The sequence below is a fragment of the Arthrobacter sp. Dra40 genome (assembly GCF_059091905.1).
Genome location: NZ_JBNHHB010000162.1, coordinates 1 through 11531 on the forward strand (window position 1 = coordinate 1; position 11531 = coordinate 11531).

Annotated in this window: 9 protein-coding genes and 1 pseudogene; 4 read left to right on the forward strand and 6 right to left on the reverse strand. The window is 68.1% G+C overall.

What is annotated here, in order from left to right; translation table 11 throughout:
- The 3 genes and pseudogenes from AC5RWT_RS29020 to AC5RWT_RS29030 all read right to left on the reverse strand — a co-directional run.
- A pseudogene (locus AC5RWT_RS29020) lies at positions 1–637 on the reverse strand (hypothetical protein); the annotation flags it as partial.
- Between the two features lie 116 nt (positions 638–753).
- Complete coding sequence (locus tag AC5RWT_RS29025) at positions 754–1329, reverse strand: NADPH-dependent F420 reductase (protein ID WP_494083220.1); 576 nt, start codon at positions 1327–1329, stop codon at positions 754–756.
- 104 nt (positions 1330–1433) lie between these two features.
- Positions 1434–1850: a ChaB family protein gene (locus AC5RWT_RS29030; protein WP_494083221.1), complete on the reverse strand. Its 417-nt coding sequence runs from the start codon at positions 1848–1850 to the stop codon at positions 1434–1436.
- A 182-nt stretch (positions 1851–2032) separates the two neighbouring features.
- Here AC5RWT_RS29030 and hrpB point away from each other — a divergent pair, with 182 nt between their 5' ends.
- On the forward strand, positions 2033–4741 hold the full coding sequence (gene hrpB / locus AC5RWT_RS29035) for an ATP-dependent helicase HrpB (RefSeq protein WP_494083222.1): 2709 nt from the start codon (positions 2033–2035) through the stop codon (positions 4739–4741).
- 256 nt (positions 4742–4997) lie between these two features.
- Here the strand turns inward: hrpB and AC5RWT_RS29040 are convergent, their stop codons facing one another.
- Entirely contained in the window at positions 4998–6140 is a 1143-nt protein-coding gene (locus tag AC5RWT_RS29040; RefSeq protein WP_494083228.1) for an acyl-CoA dehydrogenase family protein, read from the reverse strand.
- A gap of 269 nt (positions 6141–6409) precedes the next feature.
- On the opposite strand from AC5RWT_RS29040, the gene AC5RWT_RS29045 reads away from it, so the two are divergent.
- The 3 genes from AC5RWT_RS29045 to AC5RWT_RS29055 are packed head-to-tail and all read left to right on the forward strand — an operon-like array spanning position 6410 to position 9412.
- Positions 6410–7513, forward strand: coding sequence for a LolA family protein (locus AC5RWT_RS29045; protein WP_494083223.1), 1104 nt, complete (start codon positions 6410–6412; stop codon positions 7511–7513).
- Positions 7510–8475, forward strand: coding sequence for an ABC transporter ATP-binding protein (locus AC5RWT_RS29050; protein ID WP_494083224.1), 966 nt, complete (start codon positions 7510–7512; stop codon positions 8473–8475). The genes AC5RWT_RS29045 and AC5RWT_RS29050 overlap by 4 nt, the downstream gene beginning before the upstream one ends.
- Complete coding sequence (locus tag AC5RWT_RS29055) at positions 8465–9412, forward strand: ABC transporter permease (protein WP_494083225.1); 948 nt, start codon at positions 8465–8467, stop codon at positions 9410–9412. The genes AC5RWT_RS29050 and AC5RWT_RS29055 overlap by 11 nt, the downstream gene beginning before the upstream one ends.
- Before the next feature lie 32 nt (positions 9413–9444).
- Here AC5RWT_RS29055 and AC5RWT_RS29060 read toward each other — a convergent pair whose 3' ends face one another.
- Positions 9445–9843: a VOC family protein gene (locus tag AC5RWT_RS29060; RefSeq protein WP_494083226.1), complete on the reverse strand. Its 399-nt coding sequence runs from the start codon at positions 9841–9843 to the stop codon at positions 9445–9447.
- Between the two features lie 615 nt (positions 9844–10458).
- On the reverse strand, positions 10459–11531 hold a 1073-nt coding region (locus tag AC5RWT_RS29065), incomplete at its 5' end, for a DUF5129 domain-containing protein (RefSeq protein ID WP_494083227.1).

An 11531-nucleotide genomic window follows, 5' to 3' on the forward strand; every position in this document is an offset into this window, starting at 1 on the left:
GGTCCGCCTCTTCGGCCTCCTGCCGGGCCGCCCGGTCGGCTCTGGCAGCCCGGCGCTCGGCGAGCTCGTCCCGCTGCGACCGCTTCGGCCGAAGCGGTTGGGCATCAACACCGGCATCCGGGGGAGCCCCCGCATTGAGCAGGGCTACCTTGCCGGCCAAGTCGACCGGATCTATCCCGTTTGCTGACAGCGAGTCGGTCAGCAGCCCGCTGGTCACTGCTGCCGCCGCCGCGGGATCTGCCATCGCCGCGTGCAGTGTCTGCTCAGCCTCGGCGACCGCCCCGGCGCTCACGCGTTGTCCCAGCTCGGTGGCCAGGTTCCGGCCCTCCGCCGCCACCGCCGCCAGCAGTTCGCGCCGCTGGTCGCTGAGCCGGCGCAACTGCCGGGGGTCAAGTTGCTTCTGCGCCTCGCTCATGGCCTGGCCGAGCTCCACGACCCCCGCGATCTCCCCGCTTCGGTGCAGGCTCAACATGTTGACCAGCCACGCCGCAGCGGTCGGTTTGGAGAGGGCTTTGATTTGCTGGGCGAGTTCCTTCTGGCCGCCCAGCGCTGCCTCCTTCGCCTCGGCGTTGCGTGCCGCCGTGAATTCGCCTGGCAACAGCGCATACAGCTTCCTCGCCGCGCTCTCCAGATCCATGTGCCAAGCCTAACGGGAGGCAATCTTCCCAAGTGTTAGGCGGTGCGGGACGCAGGTGGAGCCCGGCCGGTGCCGGTGGCCGGTGTGCGGGCCGTCCGGACCGATGGATCAAAAGGTCAGGGGACGACGGCGAAGCCGCCGGACCAGGCAACCTTTTCAGCGGCGGCCAGGGTGATCTGCAGGAATCCCATGGCTTCGAGCTCGCGTGCCCGGGACAGGGCACCTGCGTCGATGGCACGGAGCCCGGCGGCGGTGACGACCTCGGTCAGCATGGTCTTCGCTTCTGCGTCGTCCCCGGCGATCAGGACGGTGGTCGTCTGCCCGCCCACCGTCCCCGAGGCCAGCGTCGCGGCAAAGGTGGTGTTGAACGCCTTGAGCACGGCCGAGTCCGGCAGTCCGGCGGCTACTTCTGCTGCCGCAGAGCTGTTCGGCGCCACGGTCAGGGAATCGAAAGTCTCAAAATTCAGCGGGTTGGTGATGTCGACGACGACCTTGCCGGACAGTTGGTTGGCCCGCTTGCTGAGGATGTCGGCCAGGGCGGGGTAGGGCACGGCCAAAACGACGATGTCACCGGTGACCGGCTTGTCCGCGTCGGATTGGTCGAGCAACTCGACGGTGTTGCCGCCTCTGGTGACGACGCCGGAGATGGCTTGGCCCATGTTTCCAGTACCGATAATGCTGACGTGTGCCATGGAGTGCTCCTCGATCGCGGATGAAAGATCAGGATGAATGCCGATGGTTCTGGACGGAAGGTGCTGGCAAGACGCTAGCGGCGGCAGCGGGGGGCCGTCAACGGCTACCGGGACTTCCTGGTCTCCCTGTCGTTGGCCTTGCGCAACGCCTCGACCAGTTCCGCCTTGTCCATCTTCGACCGGCCGGGGACGTCGAGCCTCCTGGCCAGGTCGTAGAGGTGCTCCTTGGAGGCGTTTTCATCGACGCCGCCTTTGGTTTCCCGCGCGGTGTCCTTACCGCCCTGGGCCTGCTTGTCCGACGGGCCCTTCTTCTCCTTGGGCTCCCAGTGATCGCCCACCTTCTCGTGCGTGTGCTTGAGGGCGCTGTAAGCCACACGGTGGGCACGTTCCTCGTCGCCGTATGTTTCTGCGGCGGAATCATGGGCCTCCGCGAAGGTTTTTTGCGCCTTTTGGCCCGACCGCTTCACTGTGCTGGGCAGTTCGCTCTGCTTCGGCTTCCCGCCCTTGGTCGTCTTAGGCACCTGGACCACGTCCTTTCACACAGGATTGTTCGCATTCCATCTCCAACGTGGCACAGTTGGCCCGGCTCTGCCAAGGGACGGGCGTCGCCTGTGGATTGGAACAACGACGGCGGTGCCTGCCTCCGGAAGGGCGCGGGGCGCCGACGCGGAAGGCCATCACCAGACACCGGCACAATGGAAGGGTGAGTCAGCCAGCCCCGCAGGAACCCGCGCACAGCTACGTCCCTTTCGACCTGGCGGCGATCAGCACAGGACTTGTCTTTGCGGACTCCCTCGATGACCTAACCGCTGCGCTGACGGGAAGCCCGGCCGGGGCGGCATCCGGCGGTACCGGATCCGACGGCACCCCCGCCGGCACCGCCGTTGTGCAGGCGCCGCCGGGTACGGGCAAGACCACTCTGGTCCCGCCGCTGGTCGCCAACCTGGCCGGTCAACCGGCCGCCGGTGCCGCAGCCCGTCGCCCCCGCGTGGTGGTGACCCAACCCCGGCGGGTCGCCGCCCGTTCAGCAGCCCGGCGCCTGGCCTCGCTGGACGGCAGCCGGGTGGGCGACCGCGTGGGATATACCGTGCGCGGGGAGCGCCGGGCCGGTCCGCAGACCCTCATCGAATTCGTCACGCCGGGCATTCTGCTGAATCGGCTGCTCGCCGATCCGGGTTTGGACGGAACCGATGCCGTGATCCTGGACGAGGTCCACGAGCGCGGCGTGGAAACCGACCTGCTGGTGGGCATGCTCGGCGAGGTCCGCCAGCTGCGCGTGGACCTCGCGCTGGTGGCGATGTCCGCCACGCTGGACGCGCCGCGCTTCGCTTCGTTGATTGGGAGGCACGACGGCGGCGGACCGGCTCCGGTGGTTGAGTGCCCCTCCGCACTGCATCCTTTGCAGGTGCGCTGGGCTCCGGCACCGTCGCCGCGGCTGGACCAGCGGGGAGTCTCGCGCGCCTTTCTGGAACACATCGCCTCTACCGCGGCCGCCGCGCATGCCGAGGCGCTCGCGGCCGACCCGTCGGTGGATGCCCTGGTGTTCGCACCCGGGGCGTGGGAAGTGCAGCAGGTGGCAGCGCTGATCCGGGACAAGATCAGCAGCGGGTCGGGCCGCGGCGGAACGGGCGGCCCTGAGGTGCTGGAACTGCATGGCCAGGCTGACCCGGCCGCGCAGGACCGCGCCGTTTCCGGCCGCGACCCGGGCGGGGCGCCGCGCATCATCGTCTCCACCTCGCTGGCCGAGTCCTCGCTCACTGTGCCCGGCGTGCGGCTGGTCGTCGACTCCGGGCTGTCACGGGAGCCCCGGCGGGACGCCGCCCGGGGCATGTCCGGCCTGGTGACGGTCTCAGCCTCCCGCGCCTCGGCGGACCAGCGCGCCGGCCGGGCCGCCCGCCAAGGCCCCGGCACCGTGGTGCGCTGCTACGACCAAAAAACCTATGGAGCCGCGCCGGCCCATCCCACCCCGGAGATCGCCGTCGCCGACCTCACCGGTGCGGCCCTGCTTCTGGCCTGCTGGGGTGCTCCGGGCGGGGAGGGGCTGCAGCTTCCGGATGCCCCGCCAACCTCCGCCATGGCGGACGCCATCCGCACTTTGCATGATCTGGGTGCCGTTGACGACGGCGGCCATGCCACGGGTTTGGGCAGGACGTTGGCCAGGGTCCCGGCGGACCCCAGGCTGGGCCGGGCCTTGCTGGACGGCGCAGCGGTTGTTGGTCGGCAGGTCGCCGCCGATGTGGTTGCGATGGTTTCCGGCGATGAGCGGGCCCCGGGCGCTGACCTCACGGCGTTGCAGTCCCGGCTGCGCTCAGGCCACAGGGACCCTTCCTCCCGGCGGTGGCGGGAGGAGGCACAACGGCTGGAGGCCATCGCCCGGCAGGAAAGCACCGCCGTCGTGCCTTCCCTGAGGGGCTTACGGGTGGGCGCGGCGGAAAGTGCGGGCTTCGTGGTGGCGCTGGCCTTCCCCGAACGGGTCGCCCGCCGCGTATCAGGGCAGACCTACCTGCTGGCTTCCGGCACCCGGGCAGGGTTGTCGGCCGGCTCTCCGCTGACCGGGCAGCAGTGGCTGGCCGTTGCCGAAGTGTCACGGGCGCAGGGCCGCGATGCTGCCGGGACAGGGGCGGTGATCCGGGCCGCCGCCCCACTGGCTGAAGAAACGGCTGCAGCAGCGGCACAGCATTTGGCCACCGACCGGGTGGAGGCCCGCTTTGAGTCCGGCAGGGTCGCTGCCCGGCGGGAGCGCAGGCTGGGCGAGATCGTGCTGTCCTCCTCACCGGTCCAGCCCTCGCGGGATGATGGCCGGGAGGCTGTGGCGCGTGCCCTTGCGGGCGGCGGTCTGGACATCATCGGCTGGTCGGACTCAGCCGTTGTGCTGCGCCGCCGCCTGGCCCTGCTGCACCGCGAACTCGGGGTGCCGTGGCCCGACGTCGCCGAAGCCGCGCTGCTGGGACGGCTGTCCGAATGGCTTGCACCCGAGCTGGAGGCTTTGGCCGGCGGGAAGGCGGCTGCGGCAGTGGACCTTGCCGAGCCGCTGCGCCGTCTGTTGCCGTGGCCGGAGGCCGCCCGGTTCGATGAGCTCGTCCCGGAGCGGCTCCAGGTTCCGAGCGGCTCCCGCGTCCGGATCGACTATCCGGAACCGGCCGGGGGCGACCGCCCGGTGGTGGCGGTCAAACTGCAGGAGTGCTTCGGCTGGGCTGACACGCCCCGGCTGGTGGACGGGCGGGTGCGGGTGCTGTTCCACCTGCTCTCACCCGCCGGCCGGCCGCTGGCCGTGACCGACGACTTGGCCTCCTTCTGGTCCGGTCCCTATGCGCAGGTCCGTGCGGAGATGCGCGGCCGCTACCCGAAGCACCCGTGGCCGGAAGACCCGTGGACCGCGCCGGCCACCGCGCGGACCAAGAACCGGATGTAGCGGGACTTCACCGTTTTGACCGTCCCGAGCGGCTGGCGAGCCGGCTGGCCCCGCCAAGAGTCCTGCTTGCGCCCGCCCGACTGCTTGCGCCCGCCCGACTGCTTGCGCCCGCCCGACTGCTTGCGCCATCCTCCTTGTGCCAGCCTGCTTGCGCCATCCTCCTTGTGCCAGCCTGCTTGCGCCGGCCGGCTTGCGCAGGCGCGCTGGGCCCGGAGCGCCGCCCGGAGCACCCGCCGTGACGGGAGGCGGATCCCGGTCAGCGGATGAAGTGGCGGGAGATCAGCAGCCGCTGGATCTGGTTGGTCCCCTCGAAAATCTGCATCACTTTGGCCTCGCGCATGTACCGCTCGGCCGGGAAGTCCCGCGTGTAGCCGGCCCCGCCCAGAACCTGCACCGCATTGGTGGTCACGCTCATCGCGTTGTCGGTGGCCACCAGCTTTGCGATCGAGGCCTCCCGGCCGTAGGGGAGGCCGGCATCCTTCAGCCGCGCCGCCGCCAGGTACATGGCACGGGCGGTTTCCACATCAACCGCCATGTCGGCAATCAAAAAGGCCAGCCCCTCGTGCTCGATCAGCCGCTTGCCGAAGGCCTCGCGCTCGTTCGCGTAGGACGCGGCAAGGTCCAGCGCTGCCTGGCCCAGCCCGGCGGCCACCGCCGCGATGCCCAGCCTGCCTGAGTCCAGCGCCGCGAAGGCAATGGCCAGGCCCTGGCCTTCCTCGCCGATCAAGCGGTTGGCCGGAACATACACGTCGTCGAAGTTCATCGTCGCAGTGGTGGATGCCGTCAGGCCCATCTTGTGCTCGGGCGGCGCGGCACTGAGTCCTTCGGCGCCGGCCGGGACCAGGAAGCAGGAGATCCCGTGCCGGGGATCGTCGGACGTCCTGGCCATCACGGTGTAGAAGTCGGCCTCCCCGGCGTGCGTGGTCCAGGCTTTCGCGCCGCGGACCAGGTAGCCGTCGCCGTGCCGGACGGCGCGGGTGCGCATCGCTGCAGGGTCCGATCCGGCGTGCGACTCGGAGAGGCAGTAGGCACCCAAAGTTTCGCCCGAGAGCAGGTCCGGCAGCCAGGTTTTGCGCTGTGCATCGCTGCCGAAATGCACCAGCGGGAAGCAGGAGAGGGCATGGACGCTGACGCCTACTGCCACGCTGCCCCACGCGGCGCCGAGCTCCTCCAGCACCTGCAGGTAAACCTCGGCCGGCTGGCCACCTCCGCCAAACTCCTCGGGGTACGGCAGGCTCAGCAGCCCGGCGCGCCCCAGCATCCGGAAGACCTCACGCGGGAACTGTTCGGCTGCCTCGGCCGCGGCGGCCTGGGGCGCCAGCTCGCGGGCCGTGATGTCGCGGACCAGCGCGATCAGGTCCTGCGCTTCCTCCGTCGGCAACAACCGTTGCACAACCATCGCCATCCACCCCTCCGGCCGGCCTCTGGGTACGGGCCGGCTCCAAGATTGCCGCCCACCGGTCAGGGTCGCCGCCGATGCAACGGTGCATCCGTATGTAGTTACGTGCGTCAACTACAACACGTAGCGGTACCCGGGACAAGCATCACCATCCCTGAGGTGTTGATCGTCAGCGATCCGTGTCCGATCATGGCCCTTTGACTGGTGACCCGGCGCAGCCGGAAGCGTAGGCTGGAAGCCAGTCCTGCAGCAGCGGAAGGTGATGTGCCATGGACCGGACCGTCAAGCGTTGGCTGCCAGCCGTCGTCGTACCGGCAGTGATAGCCGGCGGGGTGCTCACCGGTTCCCTGCAGGCCAACGCCGCCACCGACCTGCCGGACAAAACCCCGCAGCAGCTGCTGGAAATGGTGGCGGGCAGCCATGTCCGCGAGCTGTCCGGGACGCTGGAACAGCAGTCCGCCCTGGGCCTTCCGGAGCTGCCGAAGGACCTGCCCGCTGACGAGGGCGGTCAAGTGGCCACTGCGCTGGACCTGCTCACCGGTTCCCATACCGCCCGGGTCTACCTGGACGGGCCGGACCAAGCCCGGCTGCAGCTCTTCGACCGTTTTGCCGAGCGCGACCTCATCCGCAACCACACCGAGGCCTGGCTCTACAGCTCCAAGAAGAATGAGGCGGTCCGGCTGGCTCTGCCTGCCGGTTCCGGCGGCGGGGACAAGTCCGACGGCGGCGCCTCCCCACCTGCCGAGGCCTACACTCCGGAGCGGCTTGCCGACCACCTGCTGCAGGGCATGGGCCCCGAAACCTCTGTCTCCGTCGGCGACGACACCTCGGTTGCCGGCCGCAGCGCGTACCAGCTGGTGGTCAAGCCCAACAGCAGCGAAACGCTGATGGGCTCCGTGGTGCTGGCCGTCGACTCCGAGACCGGCCTGCCGCTCAGCGTCCAAGTACACGCCCGTGGAGAGCAGGACCCGGCATTCCAGCTGGGCTTCACCAAGCTGAGCCTTAAGGCCCCGGACCCAGGGCTGTTCGACTTCACCCCGCCTGCCGGCGCCACGGTGACTGAGCACGCCCTCCCACAGCACGGGCGGGACGCGAAGATGCCGCATCACAAGGGCCACAACGACGCCGGTGCCGGGCTTCGGGATCAGGTCATCAAGCACGGTTCCGGCTGGGAGACCGTCACGGAAGTCCCCGCAAAGGACCTGCCCAAGGGCTGGGCGGACTCGCCGCTGCTGGCGGAGGCGACCAAGCCGGTGAACGGCGGGCGGCTGATCTCCACTGCCTTGGTCAACGTGTATTTGACCGACGACGGACGGGTTTTCGCCGGATCGGTTCCGTTCCAGCTGTTGCAGGCAGCCGCGGAGGGCCGGTGATCGGCAGCGGCAACCCTGCCGCGCTGGTCATCGAAACCTCCGGACTGACCAAACGCTTCGGCCGGCAAACCGCCGTCGACTCTTTGGACCTGGCTGTCCCGCACGGTTCCGTTTTCGGGTTCCTGGGCCCCAACGGGTCCGGGAAAACCACCACCATCAGGGTCATGCTCGGGCTGGCCGCAGCCACCAAGGGGAGTGTCCGCATCTTCGGCCAGGACATGCCTGGTTCTCTGCGCAGTGTGCTGCCGCAGGTCGGAGCACTGATTGAAGGTCCGGCGTTCTATCCCTTCCTTTCCGGTGCCGCGAACCTGCACCGGCTGGACACCGCAGACCGTTATGCCCCCTCAAGCACCCGGCGGGAGAGGATAGCCCGCGCACTGGAGCGCGTCGGACTGAGCCATGCCGCAGACAAAAAGGTCCGGGCCTACTCGCTGGGCATGAAACAGCGGCTCGGGATCGCCAACGCCCTGCTGATGCCGCGGCAACTCCTGGTGCTGGATGAGCCGACCAATGGGCTCGACCCGCAGGGCACACGCGAGGTCCGCAGCCTGGTTCGCTCGCTGGCGGGGGAAGGCACCACTGTTTTTGTTTCCAGCCACTTGCTCTCCGAGGTGGAGCAGATCTGCACCCATGCCGCCGTCATGAGGGCCGGCAGGCTGGTGGCGCAGGGGACGCTTGATGATCTGCGCCGGGCAGGCCTCACTCATGTGAGTATCCAAACCCCGGACGTTGACGCAGCCCGCGGTGTGCTGCGGCATTTGGGCCTGGAACCCGAGGGCCCGGATGCCGCACTCGACGGACACGTCAACGCCCCAATGAACCAAGCGGGACTACTGCCCGAGCACATCGCGGCCGCCTTGGTGGCGGACGGAGTGCGGATCCGCGGGTTCGCCGTGGAAGCCAGCAGCCTCGAAGACCGGTACGTGGAGCTGACCGGGGAGGGTTTCGACGTTGTCCAGTGAGCAGCAGCCCGGTTCCGGTGTTGAGCAACAGTCCGGTCCCGACATCATGGAAGTCGACGGTGGAGCAAAGGAAAGCCCCCGCGCGCCAACTACCGCTGTGGCCGAAGGCAGCGGGCCGACCGCAGGCTGGGCCCTCTTTGGTTCCGAACTCAGCGTGCTGTTTCGCCGCAGCCGGACGTGGGCACTCTTGCTGGCCTTGGCCGCCGTCCCCATTCTCATCGCGGTGGTGGTCCGGTTCGCAGCAGACGAAGGCGGGCCGGGCGGCGGGCCGCCCTTCCTGAACCGGATCACCCAAAACGGACTGTTTGTGGCGCTGACCGGGCTGGTGGTCTCCATCCCGTTGTTCCTGCCCCTGACGGTCAGCGTAGTGGCCGGGGACACGATCGCCGGTGAGGCAGGCCACGGCACCTTGCGGTATCTGCTCAGTGCGCCCGCCGGACGGCTGCGGCTACTGGCCGTCAAGTACGGGGCAGCGGTGATCTTCTGCCTTGCTGCCGCCCTCGCCATTGTGGCGGCCGGCGCCCTCACCGGTACCCTTCTCTTCGGCACCGGGCCGGTGACTCTGCTCTCCGGCGACACCATCGGCGTCGGTGAATCCCTGGTCCGGCTGCTGCTGGTGGCAGCCTATGTCGCCTTGTCGTTGGCAGGACTGGCCGCCATCGGCCTGTTCGTTTCCACCCTCACCGAAGTCCCGGTCGGGGCCATGGCCACGACGGCGGTGCTCGCCGTCGTCACACAGATTGTCGGCGCGCTGCCGCAGCTGGACTGGCTGCACCCCTGGCTGTTCACCCACCACTGGCTCGACTTTGCCGACCTGCTGCGCCAGCCCATCTCCTGGGACGCCTTCGGCGCAAACGCGCTCCTGCAGGGCGGCTACATCGCCGTTTTCTGCGCACTGGCCTACGGGAGGTTCAGCACCAAGGACGTGCTGTCCTGAAGCCATTCATCATGGGACGCGACCGGTAGCGGTTACAAGCCGGCTTTTTCGTCGGCCTGATGGAGGCCGATGGTGTTGTTTTCGGTATCCAGGTAGTAGCCCTGCCACGCCATGCCCGGCAGCGCGTACTTGGGCAGCGCAGTCTGGCCGCCCGCGTCGAGGATCTTTCGTTCCGTCGCGTCGTAGTCATCCACCTGCATGGTGACCACCCAGGCGTTGGTGCCCTGGCCGGTGCCCGGGACCGGGGCGGGACGCTGCATGAGGCCCCCGTTGATGCCCGGCTGGTCCTCCGGGCCGGTCACTACTCCAAAGTAGGGAGTGCCTGTGACCTGCGAATAGTCCTCGAACGTCCATTCGAAGACCGTCGAGTAGAAATTCTTTGCTCGTTCCAGGTCATCTGCCTGAATCTCAAAGTGGACGGGGCGGGCCATGACGTCTCCTCGGCTCAGGGGCGGAAGCTGATGGTGTCCATTCATGCGGCTCCGTGGGCACAAGTCAAGGAGGCATCAGTGAATCTGGCCCGTCGGCAAATCGGCGCCGGTCACCCTGGCGACATTCCGCGAGCGCTGTTCAGGCTAGACGGTGGCGACCGGTTCCTTTGCTCCACGGAATCCATCGTCGGGCCCGGCGCGCCGGGAGATTGTGTCCGACCTGCTCCATCGGATCGGCCGCGTCGTCCGGAAGCCGCCAGTCTTCGCCGGCGACCGCATGTGCGGTCCCGGGGCCAGGTATCTGGGCGGCGGCAAGATTGGGCATGCCGATGCTGTTGCCAGCGCCGTGAACGGGCTTTGGCCCCACACGCTCCATCGCACCGATGGGATTGGCTTCGGGCCGGTCCTGTTTGTCCCTCATAATGGTCCCCAATGCTGCTTGGTAGATCCCCTGCGGCCTAGAGTAAACTGGTTTTCCCTGCAAAGGGCGAAAATCTCGAGAAATTTGCACCGGTTTTCTGCGGACGGGATTGTTACATCAGCCAAGCCCATGCCGCTAGCGCTTTCCATCGGCAAGTTGCGCAGGGGGTACCGCTGCCTGGGCGCGGTGCCCGCTTAGAATCTGGACGAACTGCCGGAGCCGCTGAAGCTCCCGCCGCTGCTGCCATAGCCAGTGGTGCTGCCGCTGCTACGTGAAGAATCGACGCTGCCCTGCGCCGAGCTGTAGCCGGCGTTGAAGGCATACGCGGAATAGAACATGTACGGCGGGTACACGGTGTCCAGGATGGTGGGGGAGGACCGACGGTCGCCGCTGCGGAGTTCGTCGTCCATCTCCTCGCGCATCTTGTCCTTCTCAGTCGACGTCTTGGCATAGGCGTCAATCACCGTGTCCGCGTGGGCCTTGAGCAAGCCGGTGAATTCGCTCCGGCTGCCCTGTACCGCACGGAGGGCGGCGTCCGGAGTAATCCTCCCCTCGGCGAGGCGAGCGGCCCAGTCTTCCAGATCCTCCAGCGCTCCCTCGCGGAAGGAGCGCAGGGCAGCAGCCGTTGCCGAGAACCGGGCGGTCTTAGGCCCCTCCTCGATCAGCGAATCGATACCGTCCAGATCCTCGCGCAAGGGCGCCAGTTGCCGGTCCCAGGCACGTTCCCACCCGGAGGCCACGTTCAGGAACGTGTTGGTGTCGGCGATGACGTCGTCCAGATCGTCCAGCTCGGTCGCAATGCGTGCGTACTCCACGGCAAGCTTGACGTTCTTGCGCGACTTCAGCTCCTTGTCGGTCAAGGCGTGGACCCTGTCGTTGAGCGTACTGGCCTCGGTATAGGCGGTCATGAAGCCGCGGTATATTTCCAGCACCCGCGAACCGTATTCCGACGCCGCGGGAATGGTGTTCGCGTTGACCTCCGTGGCGTTGAGGTCCATGGAGACGCTGGAGAAGCTGCGGTCCCCGCGTTCTATCTCGCGACGGGCTCTGAGCAGATTCTGCCGACGCACACCGAAACGGACTCCAAAGAACCCGACGACGGCGATCCCCGCCGCCCAGACGCTGCCAATGAAAACCCCGGAACGATACCACGGGCGGTTGATCAACTCTGCGCCGCGCTGGATGCCGGCGATTGTTCCGTCCGTCCACTGGGCATCGCGGAACAGTTCCTTGGTAGCCTCCTGGATGTCCTCGCGCTGTTCAAGCG

What these genes read in the sequence shown, in the direction of transcription:
- AC5RWT_RS29025 (WP_494083220.1), bottom strand. Translation starts at nt 1,329, where the DNA reads ATGGCACACGTCAGCATTATCGGTACTGGAAACATGGGCCAAGCCATC.
- AC5RWT_RS29040 (WP_494083228.1), bottom strand. Translation starts at nt 6,140, where the DNA reads ATGGTTGTGCAACGGTTGTTGCCGACGGAGGAAGCGCAGGACCTGATC.
- AC5RWT_RS29045 (WP_494083223.1), top strand. Translation starts at nt 6,410, where the DNA reads ATGGACCGGACCGTCAAGCGTTGGCTGCCAGCCGTCGTCGTACCGGCA.
- AC5RWT_RS29060 (WP_494083226.1), bottom strand. Translation starts at nt 9,843, where the DNA reads ATGGCCCGCCCCGTCCACTTTGAGATTCAGGCAGATGACCTGGAACGA.